This window comes from Paracoccus maritimus, assembly GCF_025195095.1.
Taxonomy (GTDB): Bacteria; Pseudomonadota; Alphaproteobacteria; order Rhodobacterales; family Rhodobacteraceae; genus Paracoccus; species Paracoccus maritimus.
In genome coordinates, this window is the sequence record NZ_JANAVZ010000003.1 from 60,929 (window position 1) to 85,676 (window position 24,748).

The 24,748-nt window shown below is 64.4% G+C and carries 26 protein-coding genes; 7 read left to right on the forward strand and 19 right to left on the reverse strand.

Annotation, left to right across the window (positions count from 1 at the left end):
- Positions 1-164 precede the first annotated feature (164 nt).
- From MU516_RS06015 to nth, 6 genes are all read right to left on the reverse strand, one after another.
- Complete coding sequence (locus MU516_RS06015; RefSeq protein ID WP_260276324.1) at positions 165-602, reverse strand: hypothetical protein; 438 nt, start codon at positions 600-602, stop codon at positions 165-167.
- Between the two features lie 122 nt (positions 603-724).
- Positions 725-1,909, reverse strand: coding sequence for an endolytic transglycosylase MltG (gene mltG / locus MU516_RS06020; RefSeq protein WP_260276325.1), 1,185 nt, complete (start codon positions 1,907-1,909; stop codon positions 725-727).
- The gene (fabF, locus tag MU516_RS06025) at positions 1,906-3,168 is read right to left on the reverse strand and encodes a beta-ketoacyl-ACP synthase II (RefSeq protein ID WP_260276326.1); all 1,263 of its coding nucleotides are present in this window, start codon (positions 3,166-3,168) and stop codon (positions 1,906-1,908) included. Before fabF ends, mltG begins: the two co-directional genes overlap by 4 nt.
- 128 nt (positions 3,169-3,296) lie before the next feature.
- Positions 3,297-4,418, reverse strand: a complete 1,122-nt coding sequence (locus MU516_RS06030) for a Hint domain-containing protein (RefSeq protein WP_260276327.1) — start codon at positions 4,416-4,418, stop codon at positions 3,297-3,299.
- A 165-nt stretch (positions 4,419-4,583) separates the two neighbouring features.
- Positions 4,584-5,597, reverse strand: a complete 1,014-nt coding sequence (locus MU516_RS06035) for an adenosine kinase (protein ID WP_260276328.1) — start codon at positions 5,595-5,597, stop codon at positions 4,584-4,586.
- Positions 5,594-6,256 carry an endonuclease III gene (gene nth / locus MU516_RS06040; RefSeq protein ID WP_260276329.1) on the reverse strand — a complete coding sequence of 221 codons (663 nt, stop codon included), beginning with the start codon at positions 6,254-6,256 and terminating at the stop codon, positions 5,594-5,596. Before nth ends, MU516_RS06035 begins: the two co-directional genes overlap by 4 nt.
- A gap of 246 nt (positions 6,257-6,502) precedes the next feature.
- Here nth and MU516_RS06045 point away from each other — a divergent pair, with 246 nt between their 5' ends.
- The gene (locus tag MU516_RS06045; RefSeq protein WP_486651769.1) at positions 6,503-7,171 is read left to right on the forward strand and encodes a YiaD family glycine zipper/OmpA-like lipoprotein; all 669 of its coding nucleotides are present in this window, start codon (positions 6,503-6,505) and stop codon (positions 7,169-7,171) included.
- 162 nt (positions 7,172-7,333) lie between these two features.
- Here MU516_RS06045 and MU516_RS06050 read toward each other — a convergent pair whose 3' ends face one another.
- The 5 genes from MU516_RS06050 to MU516_RS06070 form a co-directional block, all read right to left on the reverse strand.
- A complete protein-coding gene (locus tag MU516_RS06050; RefSeq protein WP_260276331.1) occupies positions 7,334-7,894 on the reverse strand; it encodes a F0F1 ATP synthase subunit B in 561 nt (186 codons plus the stop codon).
- Entirely contained in the window at positions 7,891-8,487 is a 597-nt protein-coding gene (locus tag MU516_RS06055; protein WP_260276332.1) for a F0F1 ATP synthase subunit B', read from the reverse strand. The genes MU516_RS06050 and MU516_RS06055 overlap by 4 nt, the downstream gene beginning before the upstream one ends.
- Positions 8,488-8,563: 76 nt before the next feature.
- Positions 8,564-8,800 carry a F0F1 ATP synthase subunit C gene (locus tag MU516_RS06060; RefSeq protein ID WP_089343169.1) on the reverse strand — a complete coding sequence of 79 codons (237 nt, stop codon included), beginning with the start codon at positions 8,798-8,800 and terminating at the stop codon, positions 8,564-8,566.
- A gap of 64 nt (positions 8,801-8,864) precedes the next feature.
- A complete protein-coding gene (locus tag MU516_RS06065; RefSeq protein WP_209057047.1) occupies positions 8,865-9,605 on the reverse strand; it encodes a F0F1 ATP synthase subunit A in 741 nt (246 codons plus the stop codon).
- Positions 9,606-9,619: 14 nt separating this feature from the next.
- Positions 9,620-9,967, reverse strand: a complete 348-nt coding sequence (locus tag MU516_RS06070; protein WP_260276333.1) for an AtpZ/AtpI family protein — start codon at positions 9,965-9,967, stop codon at positions 9,620-9,622.
- Between the two features lie 207 nt (positions 9,968-10,174).
- Here MU516_RS06070 and MU516_RS06075 point away from each other — a divergent pair, with 207 nt between their 5' ends.
- Genes MU516_RS06075 through MU516_RS06090 form a run of 4 tightly spaced genes read left to right on the forward strand, consistent with a single transcriptional unit; the run spans position 10,175 to position 13,049 of the window.
- Positions 10,175-10,522 carry an ArsR/SmtB family transcription factor gene (locus MU516_RS06075; protein WP_209056909.1) on the forward strand — a complete coding sequence of 116 codons (348 nt, stop codon included), beginning with the start codon at positions 10,175-10,177 and terminating at the stop codon, positions 10,520-10,522.
- Positions 10,519-11,400, forward strand: a complete 882-nt coding sequence (locus tag MU516_RS06080; protein ID WP_260276334.1) for a PfkB family carbohydrate kinase — start codon at positions 10,519-10,521, stop codon at positions 11,398-11,400. The genes MU516_RS06075 and MU516_RS06080 overlap by 4 nt, the downstream gene beginning before the upstream one ends.
- The gene (locus MU516_RS06085; protein WP_260276335.1) at positions 11,397-12,320 is read left to right on the forward strand and encodes a pseudouridine-5'-phosphate glycosidase; all 924 of its coding nucleotides are present in this window, start codon (positions 11,397-11,399) and stop codon (positions 12,318-12,320) included. Before MU516_RS06080 ends, MU516_RS06085 begins: the two co-directional genes overlap by 4 nt.
- 33 nt (positions 12,321-12,353) lie before the next feature.
- Positions 12,354-13,049 (forward strand): DUF502 domain-containing protein, encoded by a 696-nt coding sequence (locus MU516_RS06090; protein WP_260276336.1) that lies wholly within the window; start codon positions 12,354-12,356, stop codon positions 13,047-13,049.
- On the opposite strand, the gene MU516_RS06095 is transcribed toward MU516_RS06090, so the two are convergent.
- The 5 genes from MU516_RS06095 to prfB all read right to left on the reverse strand — a co-directional run bounded on the left by MU516_RS06095 (position 12,995) and on the right by prfB (position 18,351).
- The gene (locus tag MU516_RS06095) at positions 12,995-14,062 is read right to left on the reverse strand and encodes a patatin-like phospholipase family protein (protein ID WP_260276337.1); all 1,068 of its coding nucleotides are present in this window, start codon (positions 14,060-14,062) and stop codon (positions 12,995-12,997) included. The genes MU516_RS06090 and MU516_RS06095 overlap by 55 nt on opposite strands.
- Before the next feature lie 83 nt (positions 14,063-14,145).
- Positions 14,146-15,228: an acyltransferase family protein gene (locus tag MU516_RS06100; RefSeq protein WP_260276338.1), complete on the reverse strand. Its 1,083-nt coding sequence runs from the start codon at positions 15,226-15,228 to the stop codon at positions 14,146-14,148.
- Between the two features lie 75 nt (positions 15,229-15,303).
- Positions 15,304-15,975, reverse strand: a complete 672-nt coding sequence (locus MU516_RS06105) for a hypothetical protein (protein ID WP_260276339.1) — start codon at positions 15,973-15,975, stop codon at positions 15,304-15,306.
- A 95-nt stretch (positions 15,976-16,070) separates the two neighbouring features.
- The gene (locus tag MU516_RS06110) at positions 16,071-17,054 is read right to left on the reverse strand and encodes an aldo/keto reductase (protein WP_260276340.1); all 984 of its coding nucleotides are present in this window, start codon (positions 17,052-17,054) and stop codon (positions 16,071-16,073) included.
- A 169-nt stretch (positions 17,055-17,223) separates the two neighbouring features.
- On the reverse strand, positions 17,224-18,351 hold the full coding sequence (gene prfB / locus MU516_RS06115) for a peptide chain release factor 2 (protein ID WP_209056919.1): 1,128 nt from the start codon (positions 18,349-18,351) through the stop codon (positions 17,224-17,226).
- Between the two features lie 176 nt (positions 18,352-18,527).
- Here prfB and MU516_RS06120 point away from each other — a divergent pair, with 176 nt between their 5' ends.
- Both MU516_RS06120 and MU516_RS06125 read left to right on the forward strand, forming a co-directional pair.
- Positions 18,528-19,025 carry an MgtC/SapB family protein gene (locus MU516_RS06120; RefSeq protein ID WP_260276341.1) on the forward strand — a complete coding sequence of 166 codons (498 nt, stop codon included), beginning with the start codon at positions 18,528-18,530 and terminating at the stop codon, positions 19,023-19,025.
- Positions 19,026-19,123: 98 nt separating this feature from the next.
- Positions 19,124-19,606, forward strand: coding sequence for a hypothetical protein (locus MU516_RS06125; protein ID WP_260276342.1), 483 nt, complete (start codon positions 19,124-19,126; stop codon positions 19,604-19,606).
- A 94-nt stretch (positions 19,607-19,700) separates the two neighbouring features.
- Here MU516_RS06125 and MU516_RS06130 read toward each other — a convergent pair whose 3' ends face one another.
- The 3 genes from MU516_RS06130 to MU516_RS06140 form a co-directional block, all read right to left on the reverse strand.
- Positions 19,701-22,253, reverse strand: coding sequence for a penicillin-binding protein 1A (locus MU516_RS06130; protein ID WP_260276343.1), 2,553 nt, complete (start codon positions 22,251-22,253; stop codon positions 19,701-19,703).
- 96 nt (positions 22,254-22,349) lie between these two features.
- On the reverse strand, positions 22,350-23,564 hold the full coding sequence (locus MU516_RS06135) for an N-acetylmuramoyl-L-alanine amidase (protein WP_260276344.1): 1,215 nt from the start codon (positions 23,562-23,564) through the stop codon (positions 22,350-22,352).
- Entirely contained in the window at positions 23,561-24,694 is a 1,134-nt protein-coding gene (locus MU516_RS06140) for a pyridoxal phosphate-dependent aminotransferase (RefSeq protein ID WP_260276345.1), read from the reverse strand. Before MU516_RS06140 ends, MU516_RS06135 begins: the two co-directional genes overlap by 4 nt.
- Positions 24,695-24,748: the final 54 nt, after the last annotated feature.

A 24,748-nucleotide genomic window follows, 5' to 3' on the forward strand; every position in this document is an offset into this window, starting at 1 on the left:
CCATCGGACGATCTACGCGTCAAAATTTACATAACAATAATAGATACTTAGTTCGCGCAACATCCTTTGCGTACGCTGCGCAACACCAGTCCCGTTCTGCAAGAATCGCGCACGAAAACGCCCGCCACACCGACGTGGCGGGCGCGAGATCGCCAAGCCGGACATCAGCCCTTCTTTTTGGGATTTCCCTTCGCGCGCGCTTCGGTCGCTGCCGCGATGGCGGTGCTGGCTTCATCCTGCATCTTCTGCGCGAAAGCCACCATCTGCGCGGCATAGGCCTCGGCCCAATCCGGGAAATGGCCGCTCTTCAGGGCCTGCTCTCGCATCTCCTCGCCCTTTTCACGCATCTTCTGAAACTGCTCTTCCCAAGCGGATTGCATGGTCTGCCACTGGGTGCGCACATTCTCGTTCGCTTCCTCGAAATAGCCGCGCATCTGTGCGTTCAACTCGTCCTGCCGTTGCAAGGCGGTCTCTTGCCACTTCCGGGCACCAGCCATCATCTCGTCATTACGAGCGCTCATGTCGTCCTGCCATTCGGCGGCCCGCTGTTCGAACGTTCGGGCGTTCTCGGCGAGGGTCGAAAACATGTCGGACAGTTTCATCACGCATCCTCCTTATATCAGAGGGTGCGGGCCGGCGCAGCCGACGCCATGAAAAAAGCCCGCCCCATCACAACGCAGCCTGCGGCGTGGGGCGGGCTTTGTCAAACCCTATGCAGCGGCGCTCAGCCGCCTCCCTGCACGGGGCTGTCCGTGGCCTCTCCTCGCTGCGCCTCGATCTCGCGCCAGCGCGCAACATTCCGGTTATGCTCGTCCAGCGTGCGTGCAAACGCATGTCCGCCCGTTCCATCCGCAACGAAGAAGATGAAATCCGTCTGCGCGGGATTCAGCGCCGCGTTGATCGCCGCACGTCCGGGATTGGCGATCGGCGTCGGCGGCATCCCGTCGATGCGATAGGTGTTGTAAGGCGTCGTCGTGTTCAGTTCCGACCGCCTCAGACCCCGATCAAGGACACCCTGGCCGTTGGTGATACCATAGATCACGGTCGGGTCGGTTTCCAGCCGCATGCCCTGTTCCAGCCGGTTGACGAACACGCTGGCGACCTGCGGACGTTCGGCCGCGACGCCCGTTTCCTTCTCGACGATCGAGGCCATGATCAACGCCTCTTCCGGCGTTTCATAAGGCAGACCAAAGGGCCGCGCCTCCCACTCGGCGGCAAGGATCGCGGTTTGACGGCGCGCCATGTCGGCCAGCAGCGCGGTTCGCGACGATCCCTTCTCGACCTCATAGGTGTCGGGTGCCAGGCTTCCCTCGGCTGGAACCTCATCGATCTCACCGCTCAGGAAGCCGGCCGCCTTCAGTCCTTCGACGATCTGCCAGCTGGTAACGCCCTCGGCGACGGTGATCCGCATCCGGGCATCGGGGCTGTCCGTCGCGACGGTGATCGCTTCGGGCTGTTCCTCGTTGGCGGGGTTATAGCGTGCCATTTCCTCGAATGCGCCGGTCTGCTGGTTCATGTCGCGCAACAGGACGGTGTTTTCGCGCACGCCGACCCGCAGGATCACTTCTGTCCCGCAGGTCGAAGGGCCGCCCGCCGTCACCACGCCGACGATGTCCTGCATGCTGGCACGCGGCGGCACAAGATAGCTGCCGAATTTCAGATCGCGCGACTTGTCCATATAGTCGGCGCCCGCGCGAAACAGATAGGCGCTGCTGACCGCGCCCTGCGCGGCAAGCTGCTGGCTGACTGCGTTCAGGCTGGCGCCCGGCGCGATCTCGACGCATTGGGCGACCTCACTGGGACCGGGGCCGCTGAACTCGTGCTTGGCCCAAGCCACCGCGGCTGCCACCGCGATCAGCAGAACGATCAGCAGGGTCAGGAAATTCGAGGCGATGTTGCGCCAGATCATCCTGCGACCTTCCCAAGGATCAGACTGGCATTGGTGCCGCCGAATCCGAAACTGTTGGACAGAACCACATCGACCTTGCGCCGAACCGCGGCATTCGCGGCCAGATCCAGCTTCGGCTGCACCGCCGGATTGTCCAGATTGATGGTCGGCGGACAGATCTGGTCACGGATTGCGAGGATGCAGAAGATCGCCTCGACAGCGCCCGCCGCACCCAGAAGATGCCCGATGCTGGATTTGGTGGACGACATCACGGCATTGGCCGCATGTTCGCCCATCAGCCGTTCAACGGCGCCCAGTTCGATCGTGTCAGCCATCGTGCTGGTGCCATGCGCGTTGATATAGTCGATCTTCTCGGGACCGATCTTCGCACTGCGCAGCGCGTTCTGCATGGCCCGGAATCCGCCGTCGCCATCCTCGCTGGGTGCGGTGATGTGATAGGCGTCCCCCGACAGCCCGTATCCCAGCACCTCGGCATAGATTGTCGCGCCGCGCGCCTTGGCGTGTTCGTATTCTTCCAGAACCACACACCCCGCGCCTTCGCCCATCACAAACCCGTCCCGATCCTGGTCATACGGGCGGCTGGCGGCCTGGGGATCGTCGGCCCGCTTGGTCGACAATGCCTTGCAGGCGTTGAAGCCCGCGATTCCGATTTCGCTGATCGGCGCCTCGGCACCGCCCGCGACCATGACATCCGCATCGCCCAGCATGATCAGCCGCGCGGCGTCGCCAATCGCGTGCGCCCCGGTCGAACAGGCCGTCACGACTGCATGGTTGGGGCCCTTGAACCCGAACCGGATGCTGACCTGACCCGAGATCAGGTTGATCAGCGCGCCTGGAATGAAGAACGGACTGACACGCTTGGGGCCGCGTTCCTTGATCAGAACAGCCGTTTCCGCGATCGAGGTAAGACCGCCGATGCCGGACCCGATCATGACGCCGGTGCGCAGGCGGGATTCCTCGTCCTCGGGTTCCCAGCCGGCGTCCTTCACCGCTTGCGTGGCGGCGGCCATGCCATACAGGATGAAATCATCGACCTTGCGCCGGTCCTTCGGCTCCATCCAGTCATCAGGGTTGAAGCTGCCGTCGCTGCCATCGCCGAACGGGATCTCGCAGGCGTATTTCGTCACCACGTCCTTGGGATCGAACCGGGTGATCGGACCGGCGCCCGATTTTCCGGCCAGCAGGCGCTGCCAACTGGCGTCGACGCCCGAGGCAAGCGGTGTGACCATCCCCAACCCGGTGACAACAACCCTGCGCATATCCATGTCCTCGCCTCATCAATTTCGGGCGGTGATACACGCCCGAAACACGCCGCGCAACGCATGACAATGTGAAGCCCGCCCTCTTGCCAAGGGCGGGCGCTGCCAGCAGATGAGGAAGATCTACGTCAGCCGACGACGGGTTTCTGATTGGCCAAGTGACGCTCGGCCAGTTTCCGCGCCTGCCGCCCGGGGACCACGGGACGCGCAGGCTGCCGCAATTCCATATCCGCGCCGATCTCGGCCAGATCCGGGAACAGGGCCAGAATTTCGGCGCGCGCCTCCTCGGACACACCCTTCAGTGCCTGCGGCCCGGTGAACAGCGATTCGGACACCGCACCGTTCGATGTCACCAGCTGGTGATCGTCGAACAGCAGATGAACATAGGTGACTTGCGCGGCGTCATCGACCACTTCAATGCCCGGCAGTGCGGTCAATTGCTTGGCTGCGACCAGAACCTCGTCGGTGCCGAACATCCGCTGCGCCACCGCCGACCGCACCAGCACCCGGTGCTGGGGCGAGACAAGAAGATCGGTAGCCGGCAGTCCTTGCCCCAGCGCACCGGTCCGGATCCGGATCGGTTTCAGGTTGTCCGTGTCACGGACATTCAGGTCACGCGATCCGACCCAGCGCAACTTCTGCGCGCCTGCATCTACGGTGACAACCGCATCGCCTTCCCGCAGATCCTCGACCGGGCGCGGCCCATCGGGCGTCTCGATCATCGTTCCGGCAACAAAGCATGTAATGAAATCTGCGGCGTTGCGGTTGGCGGTCAGATTGCTGTTGTTCGAGATCAAGCCGTTCAGCCGCATCGACACGATGGGTCCACTTTGGAAGACGGCCGAGTCTGCGTTTGCCGTCGTTTCCGGCGCAACGAACAGGTTTCCAGCTTCGTCCTGAAAGACGACCGCCGACACCGACCCGGTAGATCCGTCGAAAAATGTCACGGTCGCATCATAGCTGGCCAGGCCCTCGAAAACGGCCGTGGTGGGTGATGACGCCCCTGGCAGTGTGTAGGACACAAGATCCTGCGGACCAAAGGCACTGCGCGACGTATCCAGCACACCCAATACACCACGCTGATCAATCGCCGTCACGCTGACGATCCGATCGAACAGCGGATCTGCCGGGGTGCCGTTTGTCAGACCTACAAGGTCGATCGCGTTCTCGCTGACCGCGTTTCCTTCTGTGGGATCGATCGTGAATGCCCCACCATTGCCCAGATAAAACGCATTGAAGGTCGTCGGCATCGCCTTACTCCTGTAAACTCATCCAACTGGGCCGCGCAGAAAGCCCACTCACAATACATTGTCGCGGCAGCATATCATCCGCACCACATCGTTTGTCCAGCGATGATGCCACCAAACATCTGTACATTTGGTCAGGTTTTTTGCACGCAGCGCAAAAGCGCGACGTCAGATCAGCCCTTCAGCGCGAAAATCCGCGCGCAGGTCGCGTTCGGGGCGCGGGCCGACATGTCCGATCACCTCGGCGGCGGCGATGCAGCCCATCCGACCGGCGGCCTCCAGCGGGGCGCCCCGCGCCAGCCCGTAGATCAGGCCGGCGGCGAACTGATCGCCCGCGCCGGTGGCATCCACCGGAACCACCCTGTGCACCGGCGCGGACACACGCACGCCGTCGCGGATCAGGATCGCGTCCTCGCCTGACCGGGTGCAGATCACCGTGCCGCAATCGGCGCTTGCCTGGGCCAGCGCGGTTTCCAGATCCTCGGTCTGATACAGCGACGACCATTCGTGGATATTGCCGATCACGTAATCCATCGGTCCCGCGACCAGCTTGCGGAAATCCTCGCGGTGCCGGTCCACGCAGAACGGGTCCGACAAGGCGATCCCGGCCTGTCCGCCCGCCTCGTGACAGCAGCGCGCCGCCTTCAGGAACGCCTCTTTCCCCTTGGGCTTGTCGAACAGGTATCCTTCCAGGAACAGCCACCCTGCCCCCTGAAAGACCGACGGGGTCACGTCATCGGGCCCAAGTTCGGCCGAGATGCCCAGATAGGTGTTCATCGACCGCTCGCCATCCGGCGTCACCAAGATGATGCTTCGCGAGGTCGGCAGCTGGTCGCCCGCGACCGGCGGATTGACAAACACGGTGCCCGCAGCCTCGGTCTGTTCGGCATAGGACAGCCCCAGCGCGTCCTCGGCCACGCGGCCGATGAACGCAGTCTTCAGACCCAGTGCACCGATCCCGGCCAGCGTGTTGGCAACCGATCCGCCAGGCACCAGGCGCGCCTGCGCCCGGCCCGGCCCGTGATCGTCGGCCTGCGCGGCCATCAGGTATTCGGACCGCTCGCGCTCGATCAGCTGCATGATCCCCTTCTGGACCCCCAGCGCCTCAAGCCGCGCATCATCCGTGGGCGAGATCACGTCCATCACCGCGTTTCCGATTCCGATCACGTAGGGCGTGGTCATGCGGTTTTCTCCTCATACGGGCAGAGATCGTTGATGATGCAGACGGCACAGCGCGGGCGCCGCGCCTGACAGATATAGCGCCCATGCAGGATCAGCCAGTGATGGGCATGCTGCTGAAACCGGGCCGGCACGTTGTCCTCGATGGCGCGTTCGACCTCGTCCACGTCCCGGCCCGGCGCAAGGCGCGTGCGGTTGCCGACCCGGAAGATATGCGTGTCGACCGCCTGCGCGGGCTGACCGAAGGCGCAGTTCAGCACGACATTGGCGGTCTTGCGACCGACGCCCGGCAGGCTCATCAGCGCGGCACGGCTGTCGGGCACCGCGCCGCCGTAATCCTGAACAAGGATCCGCGACAACGCGATGACATTCTTCGCCTTCTGCCGGTAAAGCCCGATGGTGCGGATATGTTCGGTCACGCCCTCAAGCCCCAGATCCAGCATTTTCTGCGGCGTGTCGGCCACCGCGAACAGCCCCTTGGTGGCCTTGTTCACCCCGATATCGGTCGCCTGCGCGGACAACGCCACCGCCACGACCAGCGTATAGGGATTAACGAAGTTCAGCTCCGTTTCGGGATGCGGATTGGCCTCCTCAAGCCGCGCGAAGATCGCGACCTGTTCCTGAAAGGGCAGCGGAGGTGAAAGACGCGAAGATCTAGCCATGACACGAGGCTTCTGACGATCAATGCCGCGCATTGCAAGTGCCGCGATGCAGCAGGCCGGGCATTGCCGGAGGAAAGCCGCCAATGATCGAATTGTGACGCATTGTCAGCGCATTCGCTCATATCTGTGCTTTCCTTCGTTGTGGAACTGCGCCAGCTTGCAAGACGTTCCAGAACCGGCCCGGAATCGGGCGCGCCAGATCCGGCGGCCATCCCGTCCGGCACATGACAAGGAAAGGGGATACAGATGAACCTCCGCATGACGACGATTATTGCCGCGTCGGGGCTGATCGCGCTCGGTGCCTGCACCGATCCGTCGATGAACCCGAACGGCACCGCAACGGGCATGTCCCGCACGCAGCAGGGCGCACTCGCGGGCGCCGCAATCGGCGCGGTGCTGGCCGGCACGCGCGACAGCGACAAGAACAATCAGGGCCGGGACGCCGCACGAGGCGCGATCCTGGGCGCCGCCGCCGGGGCCGTGGCCGGGAACATCCTCGACCGTCAGGCCGCCGCGCTGAAGCAGTCGGTGTCCTCGAACGTCCAGGTCGTGAACCACGGCTCGTATCTGCAGGTCGTGCTGCCCGAAGGCATCCTGTTCGCCACCGATTCCGCAGCCGTGTCAGGCCCGGCGCAAAGCGATCTTTACGCAGTCGCGCGCAACCTGAACCAGTATCCGAACAGCCGGATCGAGGTCGTGGGCCACACCGACAGCACCGGCTCGGCCGCCTATAACCAGGATCTGTCACAGCGCCGGGCGGGTTCGGTCGCGGGTATCCTGACCGCAGCGGGCGTCAATCCCGGACGCGTGGTCGCGGTCGGCCGCGCATCCAGCCAGCCGGTGGCGTCCAACGCGACCGCGCAGGGCCGCGCCCAGAACCGCCGGGTCGAAATCCTGATCCGCCCGACGAACTGACGGCTCGGCGCACGCCGAACCCGCGCAACGACTGTTCGAGGCCGGCTTCCGCCGGCCTCTTTTCGTTCCACTTTAAGGGATATCGGCGTTCGCCAAATGAAAACCCCCGGCCAGAAGACCGGGGGTTTGTATGATGTAGCCGATCTGCGCCCGTAGCGGGCATCAGTTCAGGCGCTGAGACACTTCGCTGATGGCATCGTCGATCCCTGCCGAACGCTGGCCGGACTGGACCTGCGCCGCAAGCAGTTCGGACGCTGCGGCGATGGCGGTCCGGACGGCGCGATCACGCACGGCACGGACTGCGTCGTTCTCGGCGCTGGCGATCTGATCCTCGGCACCCTTCAGACGACGCTCGATCGACGTCTTCAGGTCCGCCTGGGCCTTGGCGGCCTGCGCCTCGGCCTCGCGCTTGGCGTTGGCGACGATTTCCTGTGCCTGACCCTTCACCTCGCGCTGACGGCGCTCGTAGCTGGCATAGATCTCCTGCGCCTCTTCGCGCAGGCGACGCGCCTCGTCCAGATCCGCACGGATTCCCTCGGCGCGCTTGTCCAGCATGCCGCCAACGATCGAGGGAACCTTGAAGTAAATCACCACGCCCACGAAGATCAGGAACGCGATCAGGACGATGAAGTCGGTGTTGCCAAGCGAGAAGAACGGCCCCGTGGCTGCAGCGGCAGGTCCAGCGCTGGCCGCAAGCAAGGCGATGGCAGAAAGTCGTTTCATTGCACGGCCCCCTTGATGCGGTTGTCCACAGCCTGATCGACGGCAGCCTGATCGGCGTTTCCGCCAAAGCTGCTGACCAGCTCTGCCGTCACTTCGCGGGCGACTTCGCGGGCGTCGGTCACGGCCGACTCGCGGATCTCGGCGATCCGCTTTTCCGATTCAGCGGTGCGCGCTGCGATCTCGGCATCCGCCTTGGCAATCGCCGCATCCAGTTCCTTCTGGATCTCGGCGCGATTGGCGGCCACGATCTTGGCCGCCTCGCTGCGGGCATCGGCCAAGGCCTGGTCATAGGCGGCTTCCGCCTCGCGGGCCTTCTGCTTGAATTCTTCGGCGGCCATCAGATCGCCGGTAATGGCACCCTGACGGTCGGAAATGACCGCGGCGATGCGCGGCAATGCCACGTTCGACAGCACCCAGTACAACGCCAGCAAGGTGACGACGAGCCAGAAGATCTGGTTCGGGAAGGTGGCGATGTCAAGCTGCGGCAGGCCCGTGGATTCGGCCGCGTGACCGGCCTGATCCGCGCCGTGTGCGGCGGCCGCTTCGGTATGTTCGGCCACGCTTTGGGCGGCCTCTTGCAACAGGCTGATCATGTCCTACCCCATTGGCCTCTCAGGTCACGAAGGGGCGAGGCCGAAAACCTCACCCCGCCGCAAGGATGGCGTGGGATCAGACCGCGAACATCAGCAGAAGCGCGACGAGGAACGAGAAGATCCCCAGAGCTTCGGCGAAGGCCATGCCGATGAACAGCGTAGCGGTCTGACCGGCGGCGGCCGACGGATTGCGCAGGGCGCCCGACAGGAAGTTCCCGGCAACGTTGCCCACACCGATGGCAGCCCCGCCCATGCCGATGGCGGTCAGGCCGACGCCGATGTACTGGCCCAGTTCTCCGATATTGCCTTCCATGATGATACTCCTTGCGGTTGGAAGTTTGAAATTCGGGTAAAGATGATCCTGATGCGGAGCCCGCCTAGTGCGACGGATGCAGCGCGTCCTTCAGGTAGACGCAGGTCAGGATGGTGAACACATAGGCCTGGATGAAGGCCACGAGGATCTCGAAGGCATACATGCCGACGACAGCCAGGATCGAGACGGGTGCAACGGCGGCGATCGCGGCAAAGCCTGCGAAGACTTTGATCACGGCGTGGCCTGCGATCATGTTGCCTGCAAGACGAATGGAATGGCTGACCGGGCGCACGAAATACGAGATCACCTCGATAACGGCCAGAACCGGGCGGATCGCCAGCGGCGCCGAGCGGACCCAGAACAGGTCAAGGAAATGCGCGCCGTTCTTGATGAAGCCGATCGCCGTCACGCTGACGAACACCGCCAGCGCCAGAACGCCGGTCACCGCGATATGCGACGTCACCGTGAACGCCTTCGGCAGCAGCCCGGCAAAGTTCGAGACGGTGATGAACATGAACAGCGTCATGATATATGGAAAGTATTTCAGCCCGTCCTTGCCGGCGATATCCTCGATCATCTTGTGGACCATGCCGTAGGACAGCTCGGCGACCGACTGCGCACGGTTCGGCACGATTGCCCGGCCACGAGTGCCCATGACCAGCAGCGCGATGATGGCCAGCGCGACCACGGCCATCCACAGCGTGACGTTCGTCGGCGTGTACCAATGCACCTCGCCACCGCCGAACAGCGGTTTGACGATGAACTGGTCCATCGGGTGGAAGGTCAGGCCGGTTGCTTCTTCCATCTCGGTCGCCACGGTCAATCCCTCTTGTCGGTCTCCGGCGCGTCGCCGGGGCTGCTACCCAGTTCGGCCGCGGTGCGCATCATCGTCTTGATGCCGGCCGCGAAGCCGAGAAAAATGAACAGGATCATCAGGAACGGCTGCGTGCCGAACAGATGATCCAGGCCGTATCCGATACCGCAGCCCAGCAAGATGCCCGCTACGATCTCGAGAACCATGCGCCAGGCGATATGCGCCTTGTCATAGCCCGCCATCGGCGTCTTCGCCTCTGGCTTAAGGGTCAATCGCGACAGCCGTTCCTCCAGCTGGCGCAGACGGGCCGCATCGTCGTCCCTGTCGCCGCCATGCCGGGGCCCTTCGGCCATCTCTCACGCCCCCGTTATCGCTCGACCGGGTGTCTAGGGGGGATCGCGGCCCAAGTCAAGCAAGTGCAGGAACCTCATAATGAATTGAAAATAAATCACAATCCTGACGAGAGCTTTTGCCCGCACCGCTTGCATTCCCGGCCGCGCGCCGACATTATTCAACCGCCAGGTTGACCTTCGACCAGCTTGGGACAGCAAGGATCATCGATGCCCTCCTTTTCGCCCGACCGGCTGGACCTGATTTTCGCAGCGCTGGCCGATCCCACGCGGCGGCGCGTGCTGTCCATGCTGCTGGAGGACGACATGGCGGTCAGCGATGTGGCCCATCCCTTCGACATGAGCCTTGCGGCAATTTCCAAGCACCTCTCCGTGCTTGCGGCGGCGGGCCTGATCCGGCAGGAACGCCGTGGCCGGATCACGTGGTGCATGCTGGACCCGGACGGCATGCGCGCCGCGTCGATCTGGATGCAGGGCTTCGGGCAGTTCGACCCCGTCGATCTGGACGCGTTCGAACGATTTCTGGAAACCGAGATGCAGGAATGGACCAAGGAATGACCAGCCGCCCCGACATCCTGTGCATCGGCGCAATGCTGTGGGACGTGATCGGTCGCGCACCGCGCCGGATGGCGCCGGGGGCAGACGTGCCGGGACGGATCCGCCACATTCCGGGTGGTGTGGCACTGAACGTCGCGGTCGCGCTGTTACGGTGGGGCCTGGCACCGGCCGTATTGTCGGCGGTGGGCCGCGACCCCGAGGGCGCGGCGCTGGTAGCCGAGGCGGAACGGCTTGGGGTCATCACCGGCTGGCTTTCGCGCGACACGGGGTTGCCAACCGATTGCTATATGGGGATCGAAGACAGCCAGGGCCTGATCGCCGCGATCGCCGACGCGCACAGCCTTGAACAGGCGGGCGACGCCATCCTTGCGCCGCTCTCGGCCGATCTGGCGGGCTGGACCGGCGCCGTGGTGCTGGATGGCAACCTGACCGAGGATCTGCTGTCGGCCATCGCCCGCGATCCGCGCCTTGCTCTGGCCGATCTGCGCGTTGTCCCCGCCAGCCCCGGCAAGGCCGAGCGGCTCGAGCCGCTGATCGCCGCACGGCGCGGCTGTTTCTATCTGAACAGGCTCGAGGCCGAGATCCTTGCCGGACGTGCCTGCCCCGACGCCGCGACCGCCGCCGAAGCCGTCGTCGCCCGCGGTGCGGCGCGGGTTCTGGTCACCGACGGTCCGCACCCTGCCGCCGAGGCGATCGCAAACGGGCCGACCCTGACCCTGCCCCCCCCGCCGGTTTCCGTCGCCCGTGTGACCGGCGCGGGCGATTGCTTTCTGGCCGCGCATCTGGCAGCGGGGCTTTCCAACCAGCCGCGCGAGGCGGCTTTGCGGCAGGCCGTCGAAGCCTCGGCCGCGCATGTTTCGGGAAAGGACGTTCCATGAATGATGCCCCGCTTCTGTTTTCCCCCGAGGTCGCCGATGCGCTTGGCGCGGGACGGCCTGTCGTGGCGCTGGAATCGACGATCATTACCCACGGCATGCCCTATCCGCAGAATCTGGATATGGCGCGCGAGGTCGAACAGGTGATCCGCACGGCAGGCGCGGTCCCCGCGACCATCGCCGTGATGGGGCATCAGATCCATGTCGGACTGACCGATGACAGCCTGGAACAATTGGCTCAGACCCCAGCGGGCGAAGTGATGAAGCTGAGCCGCGCCGATCTGGCCGTCTGCCTTGCCAATGGCCGCACCGGCGCGACGACGGTCGCCGCCACGATGATCTGTGCGCATCTGGCCGGAATTCGCGTCTTCGCGACCGGTGGCATCGGCGGCGTTCATCGCGGCGCCGAACACAGCTTTGATATCTCGGCCGATCTGCATGAGCTGGCGCAAACGCCGGTCACGGTCGTCGCGGCAGGCGCCAAGGCGATCCTTGACCTGCCCAAGACATGGGAAGTTCTTGAGACGCTTGGCGTGCCCGTGATCGCCTATGGGCAGGACGAACTGCCGGCCTTCTGGTCGCGAAACAGCGGCATTCCGGCACCACTGCGGATGGACAGCCCAGGCCAGATTGCCACCGCCGCCCGGATGCGCGCCCGGCTTGGCCTTGCGGGCGGACAGCTTGTCGCCAACCCGATCCCGCCCAACCACGAGATCACCCAAAGCGAAATCCTGCCCGTGATCCTGAAGGCGCTGGACGAGGCCGAGACGCAGGGCATTGCCACGAAATCGGTCACGCCCTTCCTGCTGCAACGGGTGTTCGAACTGACCGAGGGCAAGTCGCTTGCCTCGAATATCGGGCTGGTCATGAACAATGCGCGACTTGCGGCAGAAATCGCCGTCGAGATGACGAAACCGGCTTGACCGCGGACGGGCACTGACTGTTCCAATCACGCCATGCGTGTGCCCGACCCCACCCCTCTTTCCTTGCCGCCGCGCCGACCCGGTCTGCTGGCGCGTCTGCGCGCGAATTTTCTGGCCGGGCTGGTCGTCGTGGCGCCGATCGGCATCACGGTCTGGCTGATCTGGACGCTGACCGGCTGGATGGACAGCTGGGTGCTGCCGCTGATCCCTGCGCGCTGGCTGCCCGAACAGTATATCGGCATCAATCTGCGCGGCGTCGGCGTGGTGTTTTTCCTGTTCTTCACTGTGCTGATCGGCTGGATGGCCAAGGGCTGGGTCGGCCGGTCGCTGCTGCGCACCGGCGAACAGCTGGTGAACCGGATGCCGATCATCCGGTCCATCTATGGCGCGCTGAAGCAGATCGCCGAAACGATCCTGTCGCAGTCCGAGGCGCGCTTCGACCGCGCCTGCCTGATCGAGTATCCGCGCAAGGGGCTATGGGCGATCGGTTTTGTCGCAGGATCGGCCAAGGGCGAACTGCCCCGTGTCACCGGCGAGGACATGTTGGCCGTTTTCGTGCCGACCACGCCCAATCCCACATCCGGATTCCTGATCTACGCCCCGGCGCGAGAGGTGAAGATCCTGTCCATGTCGGTCGAGGACGCAGCCAAGCTGGTGATCTCGGCCGGACTGGTCTATCCGACGATGCCCGAGCCGCGTAGCAATTCGGACAGATCGACCGTATCCTGAGCATTCAGCGCATCGGCGTGATCGGTCAGGAACAGGTCGGCAGACGCCTGCCCTGCCTCTTTCATCCGGGCCAGCAGACCGGGCGCCGGCATCATCTTGGACCGCGCGTTCAGATCATTCATCAACGTATCGTCAAGGATCATGTGGATCAGCGGGTTCTTCATCGCCCGGTTATGCAGCCGTTCCTCCGCGTGCAGCCGCTTGACGAAATTGATCGCGCGCAGTTCAGACATCAGCGCGCTGTTGAAGCTGACCTCATTGACACGGTCCGATATCTCGACCGGCGACCGCGGCACGCCGTCGCGCATCAGAGGATTGATGTTCACGATCACGATGTCGCGGGGCAGATCCTTGCGATACAGCGGGAAAAGGGCCGGATTGCCGGTGAAGCCGCCATCCCAGAACGCCTCAAGCTGTCCCGTCTCGGGGTCGTGAATTTCGACCGCGCGGAACAATGTGGGCAGGCAGGCCGATGCCAGAACCGCCTCGATCGTGACGGCGTGGCGAGTGAATACCCTGATCCGACCGCTGCGGACATTGGTCGCCGTCACGAACAGTTCGGGGCCGCGATCATTGGCAAAATTCGGATAGGGCAGCTCGCGCAGCACCGGTCCCAGCGGATTGACGTAGAACGGTCCGTAATCATAAGGGCTGAAGATGCGGCTGAGCCCGTCCAGCCAGGCGGCGGGCGAAAACATCTCTGTAAGGCGATGCATGCTGCGCGGCAGCGGCATCAGCGAATGCATCCAGCGCACCAGCCGGTTGTCCGAAAGCTGGCCGACCTCGCTCCACAGGCAATCAAGGTTCCGGCGGGCCGCCCGCCGACCCTCGGGGCCCGAATGGCGCGACAGCCCGGCCTTGACCGCAGCCCCGTTCAATGCCCCGGCCGAGGTGCCGCTGATCGCCGCGATGGTCAGCCAGTCTTCCTGTAAAAGCCGATCCAGCACGCCCCACGCAAAGGCCCCGTGCGCGCCGCCGCCCTGCAGGGCCAGGTTGATCGATTTTTCCTGCATCTCGAAGCCCCGCGGTTATTTCGCACCTGCGGCATACTACGCATGGCCAAGCCTGCTGCAAGCGGCACACGTGGCAGCGGGGTTCAGTCCGCCGCCGCGCCTTGCGGCATGCTGCCCGGATGCACCGAAAGCCGTCGCCGCCAGGGCATCAAGGGTTTCTCGGCCAGTTCGAAGACCAGCGCCGACCACAGGCATGACAGCAGCAAGGACCACAGCAGGATCGACAGGCTTCCGAAGGCCGCAACATCATTGGCCGCCAGCGCATACATGATGACATAATGCGACAGGTACATCGTGTACGACCAGACGCCGATGCGCCGTATGATCGCCCAGTTCAACGGCCGGAACACGAGCGCATCCGGACAATTCACCGCGAAATGGAAAATCGGCATCAGCGCAATGCCCTGCAGGCTGTAGCGCAGCGTGGAACGGAACATCTCGTCCCGATAGGCCAGCGTGAACAGCAACACCCCCAGCGACAGCGCCAGAATCGCATACATCGCCGGACCGGACCGAAACCGGCGGTCGAAATCGGGATAGCGCTGCTGGACGATCGCCAGAATGCAGCCGTAAAGCAGGCTGTCGAAACGCGTATCGGTCGAGAAATAGATCTTCCATTCGGGATCGCCCCAGCCGATCACCCGATAACACCGCCACGCCAGAATGATCGCCAGCAGCAGGACCAGATGGCGAATCCGGATCGTGTTCCGCATCAGCGCGACAAAGATCGCGGGCCAGATCAGGTAGAAATGTTCCTCGACCGACAGCGACCACAGGATACCCAGCCCCTCGACAAGCTGCGGTGCCGCGACCTGGGCGTAATAATTGAAATAGAACAGCAACTGACTGGTCAGCGTGCCCAGATCCAACTGGCCGCGCGCCAAGCCAACTGCGGAGAGCAGCATCGCTGCGGCCAGCGTCAGCACCAGTGGCGGCATCAGGCGCAGAACCCTGCGCAAATAGAACTGCCGCATCGAGATGGTCCCGTAGCGGTGCTGTTCCCGCAACAGCAGCGTGGTGATCAGATATCCCGAAAGAAAGAAGAAGACCGTCACCCCGAAGCCGCCGGGACTTCGGCTGCTGATCTCGGCATGTCCCACCAGAACCAGAAGGATCGACGCTGCACGCAAGCCGTCAAGCGACGGCAGATACCCCGAACGGACCACGGCTACTCTCCACAAAAACGCGATCAGTGATGCGCGCTTGGGGTCGCGTCTGTCAAGTTTGATATCGCCGCGGCCTCAATCGCCGATCAGGAATATCTCGGGCACCTCATAGACCTGAGTGCCATCGACGACGACGATCCAGGTATCCGCCTCCATCCGCGCCGCGACCTCGTGACCGGATGCGTTCACATCGGGCCGGCCGGTTGCGGTGTCCTTCATGAAATTCAGCGTGACCTGCTGTCCGTCCGGCGACTGGACCGTGACCGACGCCTGCCCAACCTCCATCCGCGCGACTCCGGCGGGACAAATGGCGCGCGCGTCTGAAACGCCTTCCCCGCAACGCAGCAGAGCGGTCGCGTCATAATCATCGGTCGAGAAGGGCGCCGTCGCGTTCTGCGCATCGCCGGCGTCCTGATCCCTCCGTTCCCAATAGACGAAGATGCTGATCTTGGGAAAACGGAAGATCTGACCCATCTCTCCCAGTCCGCTTTGGCGATAGACGGCATCGCCGTTGCCGTCGCGGAAATTTCCCGGCGTGTCGCCGACCGGATGAAGATCGTATTCCGTGCCGTCCTCAAGGCGGATGACGACATTCCCCTGCCGCTGAGAGAATGTGCAATCAACCATCCGGTCCAGTTTGTCGGAACCGGCCGGATAGATCTCGCAGCTGGCGTCCGTGGTGTCGGCAAGAACCGGGCCTGCGGCCAGGCCCAAAAGGAACACGGCACATGAAATACGTTTCCGCATCGTGCTGAACCCCTGTATTGATCCGGCTCAAGACCCCTGACACGAGGACAGTCTATCAAGTCCGCATACCGGCACAAGCGACGTGTTGCAGAGGTCTAGCAATAGGTCTGCGGTCCCCGCGACATGGCCTCGCCATAGCGGGCGCCGTGGGCCCAGCCCACCGGCAGGATCGTTTCGATCTCGGCCAGCTGCGCGTGGGTCAGGCTGATCGCGGCCCCGTCAGCGTTCTGACGCATATGCGCGATGCTGCGCGATCCGGGCAACGCGATCACATGATCGCCACGCGACAGGACCCAGGCGATCGCCAGGGCGGCCGGGCTGTGGCCGTGATCGCGCGCGTAGTCGGCAAACTTCGTCAGTCGGGCCAGGTTGCGCGGCCAGTTTTCCGGCGCAAAGCGCGGCATCCCCTGACGCAGGTCGCGATCTCCGAAGGCGTTGGGGTCCGGGGGCGTATCGCCGAACACGCCGCGACCGACCGGCGAGAACGCGACAAGCGCGGCGCCAGCCCGCGCACAGCCCTGAAGGATGCCCAGTTCAGGCTGACGCGTCCAAAGTGAATATTCGGACTGGACCGCCGCGACCGGGCCTGCGGACAGCGCACGCTCCAGCGTGCCGGGCGCGATCTCGGACAGGCCGATCGCGCCGATTTTTCCCTCGTCGCGAAACCGCAGCAAGGTCTGCATCACCTCTTCGATGGGGCGGCCGGGTTCGTGCCGGTGCAGATAGTACAGATCGATATGTTCGACACCCAACCGACGCAGCGACCCTTCCAACGCCTGCCGCATATGATCGGGAGAGTTGTCGAACGGATGTTCGGGGTTGCGGGTGATCCCGCATTTGCTGGCAAGGACCACGCGATCGCGCCGGATCTTCAGGAAGCGGGACAACAATTCCTCGGCCCGCCCCATCCCATAGACATTCGAGGTGTCAAGGTGATCGACGCCCATCTCCAGACAGGCCTCCATGCAGCGCAGCGCATCGTCTGGCGTGGTCTCGCCATAGGTCCCGACGAAATTCATCGTCCCCAGCGCAACCGCCCCCACCATCGGGCCGCCCTGCCCCAACCGCCGTTTCTGCATCGCAATCCATCCCGTTGATCCGGCGTCATCAAACCGGCGCAACGCTCGGGGCGCAACCACCCCTTCGCAAGGCGGACACCGTCTTTTGCCGATATGCACCGCGGGGAAGACGTCGCCTGCAACCGGCGCAGCGACCCCGTCTGACCTCAGGTTAGGCTTTCCTGCCGGCTCAGTCGTCGGACTGCGCTTCGGCGCGGGACTTGCCAGCGACATCCAGCGCCAGGGTGGCGGCCATGAACGCGTCCAGCGCGCCGTCCAGCACCCCTTGCGTATCGCTGGTTTCCTCGGAGGTGCGCAGATCCTTCACCATCTGATAGGGATGCAGCACATAGGACCGGATCTGGTTGCCCCAGCCGGCGTCGCCCTTGGCGGCGTGCTGGGCGTTGATCTCGGCGTTGCGGCGGTCCAGCTCCATCTGGTAAAGCCGCGATTTCAGCGCGGCCATCGCGTTCGCCCGGTTCTGGTGCTGCGACTTTTCCGAACTGGTCACGACGATGCCGGTCGGAATATGGGTGATCCGCACGGCCGAGTCGGTGGTGTTGACGTGCTGACCGCCCGCGCCCGAGGACCGATAGGTGTCGATCCGGATCTCGTTGTCGGGGACCGTGATCTCGATATTCTCGTCCACGACCGGATAGACCCACACGGAACTGAACGATGTGTGCCGCCGTGCCGCGCTGTCATAGGGGCTGATCCGCACCAGCCGGTGCACGCCGCTTTCCGATTTCAGCCAGCCATAGGCGTTATGCCCGCTGATCTTGTAGGCGGCACTGCGGATGCCGGCCTCGTCGCCCGCCGATTCCGAGATCAGTTCGACATCATAGCCCTTCTTCTCGGCCCACCGCACATACATGCGCGCCAGCATCGCCGCCCAGTCGCAGCTTTCCGTGCCGCCGGCCCCGGCGTTGATTTCCAGGAAGGTATCGTTGCCGTCCGCCTCGCCGTTCAGCAGCGCCTCAAGCTCTTTCTGGCGCGCCATCTCGGCCAGCGATTTCAGGTTCGCTTCGGCCTCGGCGACCAGATCGGCGTCGCCTTCGGCTTCGGCCAGTTCGACCATCTCGGCATTGGCGTCCAGATCGGCCTGAATCCGGCGATGGGTCTCAATGGCATCCGACAACGCCTGCCTGTCGCGCATCAGCTTCTGCGCCCGCGCGGGGTCAGACCACAGATCGCCGTCCTCGATCATCGCGTTCATCTCTTCCAGGCGATGCGGCGCGGTCTGCCAATCCATCCGCTGCCCCAGCAGGGTCAGCGACTTGCGGATGGACTCGATCGTGGACTGCGTCTCGGCGCGCATGGGTCTTTTCCTCGCGAAATTCAGGGGTGACTGATAACTTGCACGGGTCGTACGAACAAGAGAGGTCGGCACGACATCGCAGCAGCCACCGCGACGCGCCCGAATGCTGCAGGGGCGCGAAACCCGCGCTTGCCCGGCGGCGTTGGCTCTCTGCCCCCTGAATCCGGTCGCGCCACATGCCCAGCATAGAACCCATTTTCTCGGACATCTTCGCGCCGCTGCAATCCATGACCATGCTGTCCGCAATGGCCCGTCTGGGGCTGGCTTTGCTTCTAGGCGCGCTGATCGGCTGGGAACGCGAGGTGAAATCGCGGGCCGCAGGGCTGCGCACCCACATGCTGATCACGCTGGCGGCGGCGATGTTCACGATCGTCGCGATGGAGTTGACGCATTTCCCGGCCGAACGTGCAGACACGCTGCGCATAGATCCGTTGCGCCTGATCGAGGCGGTCACGGCAGGCGTGGCGTTTCTGGCGGCAGGCTCGATCATCACCAGTGGCGGCAATGTGCGCGGGGTGACGACGGGCGCATCGATGTGGCTGTGCGGCGCCATCGGACTGGCTTGCGGCACCGGCAGCGGATTGCTGGCAACGCTGGGAACAGGCCTGGCACTGGTGATCCTGTGGGTGATCCGGCAGACCCTGAAGCCGATGGCGCATCACGACCGGGACTGAGACTTTGGGCATGTCCCGGCTGGATTCGCGCGTGAGGCGCGCAATGCAATGCGATTCGCGCTAGGCTGGAAATGTCCAACCAGACACAGGAGGCGATGATGAAACTTGCCATCCCGACCCTTACGGCAGTCTGCTTTGTCGTGGCAGGCTGCGCGTCCATGGATCAGCCGCCGATGCCCGCTAGCGGCGCGGCGAACGGCTGGCCGACTGCACCGGCGCTTGGCCCCGACCAATATGCCTTGCGCGATCTGTCGGCGCTGAACCTGACAGGCGCCGAGATGCTGCCCGAGGCCGCAGCCGCAATTCAGCAGCAACTGGGCAGCAGCGAGCCAGTCGAGGGAAATTATGCCGAGACCCTGAACGCCTATGATCGCGGCGACGGGCACGGCGCCATCGTGCTGACCATGTCGGGACTGCCCGACGATTCAGTGAAGGCGGAGCAGCATGTGATCGAGTTCACGCTGCGGCCCGATCCACAGGTCGAGGGCCGGGTGCTGGCCGTGGCCGAGGGCTATGGCACGCGCCAGCAGTGCTATCGCGCCGCCGACCCCGAGGCATGGACCAACCAGCCCTGTCCCTGACCGGCACGATCACCTCAGGGACATGCCCCGCACCCGGGCATGTTCGCCGCAGGCAAGACGCGCAAGCGACCTGATCGCGCGGATCAGGTCGCGGTCAGTACAGCCCGCCCGACGACATCGTGCCGAAATCCGTCCGCTTCGGAATGACCTTGCGCTGCCCGGTCGATGTGGTGATCGACGTTGCCGCGCCAGACGCCGCACCCGCCTCCCACGGCAGCACGACCTCGGCATCGCCGAAGCCCGACACGACATAGGGCGACAGCCAGTCCGGGTCGGTGCCGTCGCGGAAATATTCGGCGATCACGTTCGCACCGGTCGCGTCGTCGTCAAGCCGCTGACCAGTGATCCGGTCGATCTTGACCCAGTGCCCGCCGGGCGGAACCTTGAATTCGGTCCCGCCATATTCCGCCACGGCCTTGCGCATGAATTCGTTGAAGACAGGCACGCACAGCGTGCCGCCATAGGCATTCGATCCCAACGTGCGCGGCTGATCATACCCCAGATAGCATCCGGCCACGATGTTCGACGAAAACCCGATGAACCAGACATCCTTGGCGTCGTTCGTCGTGCCGGTCTTGCCTGCGATCGGCACCGGCAGGTTGACCCCCTTGCCCGAACCGCGCTTGACCACGCCCTCCATCATCGAGGTCAGCTGATAGGCGGTCACCGCATCCATGACGCGTTCACGGTTGCTGTCGATCACCGGACCCTGGCCGGCGGGCAATGCCTGCATGCCGCATGTCTCGCACACCCGCTTGTCGTGGCGATAGATGGTCCGCCCGCGCCGGTCCTGCACCCGGTCGACCAGTGTCGGTTCGACCCGCTCGCCACCATTGGCGAACATTGCGTAAGCGGCGACCATCTTGAACAAGGTCGTCTCCTGCGCCCCCAGCGCGTTGGCCAGAAACGGCTTCAGCGCGTCGTAGGCGCCGAATTTCTCGGCATACTGGGCGACGGTCTCCATGCCGATATCCTGCGCGATGCGGATCGTCATCAGGTTCCGGGACTGCTCGATCCCGGTGCGCAGCGGCGTGGGGCCATAGTGGCGCCCGCCGGCGTTCTTGGGTTCCCACAATCCATAGGGCGTATTCAGCCGGATCGGTTCGTCCACGACGATGGTCGCGGGGGTATAGTTGTTGTCCAGCGCCGCGGCATAGACAAATGGCTTGAAGCTGGAACCGGGTTGCCGCAGCGCCTGCGTGGCCCTGTTGAAGACCGAGGACTGATAGGAAAACCCGCCCTGCATCGCCATCACGCGGCCCGTGTTGACGTCCATCGCCATGAAACCGCCCTGAACCTGCGGAACCTGCCGCAATGTCCAGCGGATAAAACTGCCATCCGCGTCGCTGGTCATGGCGCGTACCAGTACGACATCACCGACCGATACCAGATCGCCCGCGACCCGCGCCCGCGCGGCCAGCCGACCGGTTTCGCGATCCAGCTTGCGCGCCCACCGCACGTCGCTGGCCGGGATCCAGTGGCCATCGCCGTCCTCTTCGATGCCTTCAATGCCGATCCGCGCATCCTGATCGCCGACCTCAAGCACGACCGCCGGATACCAGCCCGGAATGTCTCGCGGCACGCGGGTTTCATACAATGCGCCACGCCAGCCTGCCTCGCTGCCCAGGCTTTCGGCCGGGATCGTCTCGCCGGTTCCGCGCCAGACACCGGTGCCGCGATCATAGTTCTCCAACGCCTCGCGCAGGGCATTGGCGGCAGCATCCTGCAAGTCAGGCTCGACGGTGGCGCGGATCGTCAGGCCGCCGCCGAAGAATTCGTCGCGGCCGAACTCTCGGCTCAGCTGGCGGCGGATCTCGTCGGTGAAATAGTCACGCGGCGGCATCTGGCTGGACGGCGACGGGTAGTCGCCGTTCTGAACCGATTTCAGCGGCAGTTTCGCCTCGGATTCGTAGGTCGCCTGATCGATATAACCGTTCTGCCACATTTCCCGCAGCACATAGTTGCGCCGTTCGGTCACGCGATCCTTGGCCCGCACCGGGTGATAGCGCCCCGGCGCCTGCGGCATGGCGGCCAGCATCGCGGCCTCGTGGGGGGCAAGCTCGGCCAGGGACTTGTTGAAATAGGTCTGCGCCGCGGCAGCGACGCCGAAGCTGTTCTGACCGAGGAAAATCTCGTTCAGATAAAGTTCCAGAATCTGGTCCTTGGTCAGCGACCGTTCCAGGCGAGAGGCCAGGATCAGTTCCTTGACCTTCCGCTCGACACTGCGGTCCGAGGACAGCAGAAAGTTCTTCATCACCTGCTGCGTGATGGTCGAGGCGCCGCGCACCGTGCTGCCGCCCGAGGCCGCCGCCTCGTAGGCTGCGCCCAGGATACCGCGCAGGTCGTAGCCGGGATGGATATAGAAATTCTTGTCCTCGGCGCTGATGAAGGCCTGCTTGACCAGATCGGGCACCTCTTCGATCGGCACGAACAGCCGGCGTTCCTCGGCGAACTCGTCGATCAGGCGGCCCTCGCCCGAATAGATCCGGCTGATCGTCTTTGGCGTGTATTGCGCCAGTGCCTCGTGGCTGGGCAGGTCGCGCGAATAAACCCAGAAGATGCCGCCGACGGTCAGCGCAGCAAAGAAGGCGGCGGTCACCACCCATGAAAAGATCGCACCAAAGAATGACAGGATGCCGCGCAGCACGTGAGAACGCCTTTCGATCAACTCTCCCGTCTATAGCCTTGGGCCATGAACGGGTCAAAACAACACTGGGCGATCACGCGACCGTGCGCCCGTCTTTCAATGCCTCAGCATCGAGGCGCGCGCCGCATCGTCGCGCGCCCATCCCGTGATCGCATCCGCGACCACCTCGACCATACGCGCCCGCCAAAGCGGATTGGTCAGATTGGCCCGGTCCGCATCGTCCGAGATAAACCCCAGTTCCAGCAGCGCCGAGGGCATGTCGGGCGATTTCAGCACCGCGAAGGCCGCGCCCTGCACCGGCCTGCCGTGCATGCCGATCCCCATCAGCGCCATGCGCGAAGTCAGCCAGCGGGCAAAATTCTCGGATCGCGGCTGCGTGTCGGTACGGGCGAAATCCATCAGCGCACCGGCCAACGCGTCGTCCTGCCCGGCCAGATCGACCCCGGCCAGCAGATCGTCGCGCCCATGCCGCATCGCAAGCTGCCGTGCCGCGCGATTATCCGAGGCCGGATTCCACAGATAGACAGTCGCACCCGCCGCCTGCCCCTTTGGAAGCGCGTCCGCATGCAGCGACAGGAACAGGCGGGCGCCCGCCTCTCGGGCCAGCGTCATCCGGTCCTCCAGCGCCACGAAGCTGTCATCTTCGCGCGTCATCGCGACGTTCACCCCGCGCGCTTCAAGCGCCTTGCGCAGATCAAGCGCGAATTCCAGCACCAGATCCGCCTCGGTCTCGCCACCCGCCTGCGCGCCGGGATCGAAACCGCCATGCCCCGGATCCAGCGCCACGACCAGCCCTTCGGTGATCGGGGCCTCGGGCAGATCGGCAGGCGCGGGCAGGTCCCGCAACGCGGTGGCGGCGCTGGGGCGCGGTGCGAATTCGGCCTCGCTGACCGGTTCAAGCGCCACGGTGATCTGGGGCTGGGGGGCGCCGGTGCGCAGTCCGGCACTGGCGACGCGATAGGGGCCGGGCAGTTCCACCACCATCCGCGACCAGCCGCGCCGATAATGTCCCCAACGGATCGCCGGCACCAGATCGGCCCCGAACAGATCCTGGGCCTTGGCATTCGCGAAATCCACGTCCTTCAGATCGACGATCAGCCGGATCGGATCGCCGACCAGAAAGACCCGATAGGGCACGGCCCGAGTCAGGGTCAGGCGCAACTGCATGTCCGGCGGGCCGCGCAACCAGCCGCCACCCGAAGATGTCAGCGCGGACGCCCCCGGCACCAGCCGCGCCGCTTCCTGCGCGACGGCAGGCGGCGGCGACAGCATCAGCGTCAGCAATGCAATTATCAGCGCCAGCCCCCTCATCTTCGCGACATGAACTCCTGCAGGCGCGCCAGCCCCTCGACGATGTCCTCGGTCGCGCGGGCATAGCTGAAGCGCAGGGTTCGGGCACCCCGATCAGGGTCGAAATCCAGCCCCGGCGTGACCGCGACGCCAGCCTTTGCAAGGATCTCCTCACAGAATTCCAAAGAATTGTCTGTCAGATCAGAGACATCGGCATAGATGTAGAAGGCCCCTTCGGGCGGTGCGATCCGGGTGAAACCGGCCTTTGGCAGCCCTTCCAGCATCAGTTCGCGGTTCCGGGCATAGACGGACAGATTGGCCTCGGCCTCGTCGATGCACTCCAGCGCGGCCAACGCCGCGACCTGGCTGGCATGGGGCGGGCAGATGAACATGTTCTGCGCCAACCGTTCGACGGTGCGGATCTGCGTTTCGGGGACAACCATCCAGCCGACGCGCCACCCGGTCATGGAAAAGTATTTGCTGAAAGAGTTTATGACGAAAACCTCATCCGTCACCTCAAGCGCGGTATGGCAGTGCTGACCGTAGGACAGGCCGTGATAGATCTCGTCCGAGATCACCGCCATGCCCTTGTCCGCGGCCGCCCGCGTCAGCGCGGCCAGTTCCTGCTTGCGCAGCAGCGTCCCCGAGGGATTTCCCGGCGACGCGAGGATCAGCCCCTGCGCGTCGGGCAGATCCCGGGGCCGCGGCTGGTATCGATCCTCGGCCCGCGTCGGGATGCCGACCGGCTGCAACGACATGGCGCGCAGGATCTGGCGATAGCTGGGATAACCCGGATAGCCCATCGCGACGCGGTCGCCGGCATCGAACAGCGCCGAGAACGCCAGGATAAATGCACCGCTGCTGCCCGGCGTCACGACGATCCGCGCAGGGTCCAGATCGATCCCGTACCAGTGACGATAAAGCCCCGCGATGCCCTGCCGCAGCCTGGGCAGCCCCAGCGCGACGGTGTAACCCAAGGGCTGCGTCAGCGCGCGGGCCAGCGCATCCCGCGCACCCTGCGGTGCGGGCGTGCCCGGCTGGCCGACCTCCATGTGGATGATGTGACGCCCCTCGGCCTCGGCGCGCGCCGCCGCATCCATGACATCCATGACGATGAACGGATCGACCTGCCCGCGAACGGATTCCCGCATTGCCCTTGCCCCGATCTTGTTTTGCCCCGTCTTATCCTGCACGCGGCACGGACT

Bases quoted from the DNA above. Each gene is read 5' to 3' on its own strand.
- MU516_RS06015 (WP_260276324.1), bottom strand. From the start codon at position 602: ATGAAACTGTCCGACATGTTTTCGACCCTCGCCGAGAACGCCCGAACG.
- mltG (WP_260276325.1), bottom strand. From the start codon at position 1,909: ATGATCTGGCGCAACATCGCCTCGAATTTCCTGACCCTGCTGATCGTT.
- fabF (WP_260276326.1), bottom strand. From the start codon at position 3,168: ATGCGCAGGGTTGTTGTCACCGGGTTGGGGATGGTCACACCGCTTGCC.
- MU516_RS06030 (WP_260276327.1), bottom strand. From the start codon at position 4,418: ATGCCGACGACCTTCAATGCGTTTTATCTGGGCAATGGTGGGGCATTC.
- MU516_RS06035 (WP_260276328.1), bottom strand. From the start codon at position 5,597: ATGACCACGCCCTACGTGATCGGAATCGGAAACGCGGTGATGGACGTG.
- nth (WP_260276329.1), bottom strand. From the start codon at position 6,256: ATGGCTAGATCTTCGCGTCTTTCACCTCCGCTGCCCTTTCAGGAACAG.
- MU516_RS06045 (WP_486651769.1), top strand. From the start codon at position 6,503: ATGAACCTCCGCATGACGACGATTATTGCCGCGTCGGGGCTGATCGCG.
- MU516_RS06050 (WP_260276331.1), bottom strand. From the start codon at position 7,894: ATGAAACGACTTTCTGCCATCGCCTTGCTTGCGGCCAGCGCTGGACCT.
- MU516_RS06055 (WP_260276332.1), bottom strand. From the start codon at position 8,487: ATGATCAGCCTGTTGCAAGAGGCCGCCCAAAGCGTGGCCGAACATACC.
- MU516_RS06060 (WP_089343169.1), bottom strand. From the start codon at position 8,800: ATGGAAGGCAATATCGGAGAACTGGGCCAGTACATCGGCGTCGGCCTG.
- MU516_RS06065 (WP_209057047.1), bottom strand. From the start codon at position 9,605: ATGGAAGAAGCAACCGGCCTGACCTTCCACCCGATGGACCAGTTCATC.
- MU516_RS06070 (WP_260276333.1), bottom strand. From the start codon at position 9,967: ATGGCCGAAGGGCCCCGGCATGGCGGCGACAGGGACGACGATGCGGCC.
- MU516_RS06075 (WP_209056909.1), top strand. From the start codon at position 10,175: ATGCCCTCCTTTTCGCCCGACCGGCTGGACCTGATTTTCGCAGCGCTG.
- MU516_RS06080 (WP_260276334.1), top strand. From the start codon at position 10,519: ATGACCAGCCGCCCCGACATCCTGTGCATCGGCGCAATGCTGTGGGAC.
- MU516_RS06085 (WP_260276335.1), top strand. From the start codon at position 11,397: ATGAATGATGCCCCGCTTCTGTTTTCCCCCGAGGTCGCCGATGCGCTT.
- MU516_RS06090 (WP_260276336.1), top strand. From the start codon at position 12,354: ATGCGTGTGCCCGACCCCACCCCTCTTTCCTTGCCGCCGCGCCGACCC.
- MU516_RS06095 (WP_260276337.1), bottom strand. From the start codon at position 14,062: ATGCAGGAAAAATCGATCAACCTGGCCCTGCAGGGCGGCGGCGCGCAC.
- MU516_RS06105 (WP_260276339.1), bottom strand. From the start codon at position 15,975: ATGCGGAAACGTATTTCATGTGCCGTGTTCCTTTTGGGCCTGGCCGCA.
- MU516_RS06110 (WP_260276340.1), bottom strand. From the start codon at position 17,054: ATGCAGAAACGGCGGTTGGGGCAGGGCGGCCCGATGGTGGGGGCGGTT.
- prfB (WP_209056919.1), bottom strand. From the start codon at position 18,351: ATGCGCGCCGAGACGCAGTCCACGATCGAGTCCATCCGCAAGTCGCTG.
- MU516_RS06120 (WP_260276341.1), top strand. From the start codon at position 18,528: ATGCCCAGCATAGAACCCATTTTCTCGGACATCTTCGCGCCGCTGCAA.
- MU516_RS06125 (WP_260276342.1), top strand. From the start codon at position 19,124: ATGAAACTTGCCATCCCGACCCTTACGGCAGTCTGCTTTGTCGTGGCA.
- MU516_RS06135 (WP_260276344.1), bottom strand. From the start codon at position 23,564: ATGAGGGGGCTGGCGCTGATAATTGCATTGCTGACGCTGATGCTGTCG.
- MU516_RS06140 (WP_260276345.1), bottom strand. From the start codon at position 24,694: ATGCGGGAATCCGTTCGCGGGCAGGTCGATCCGTTCATCGTCATGGAT.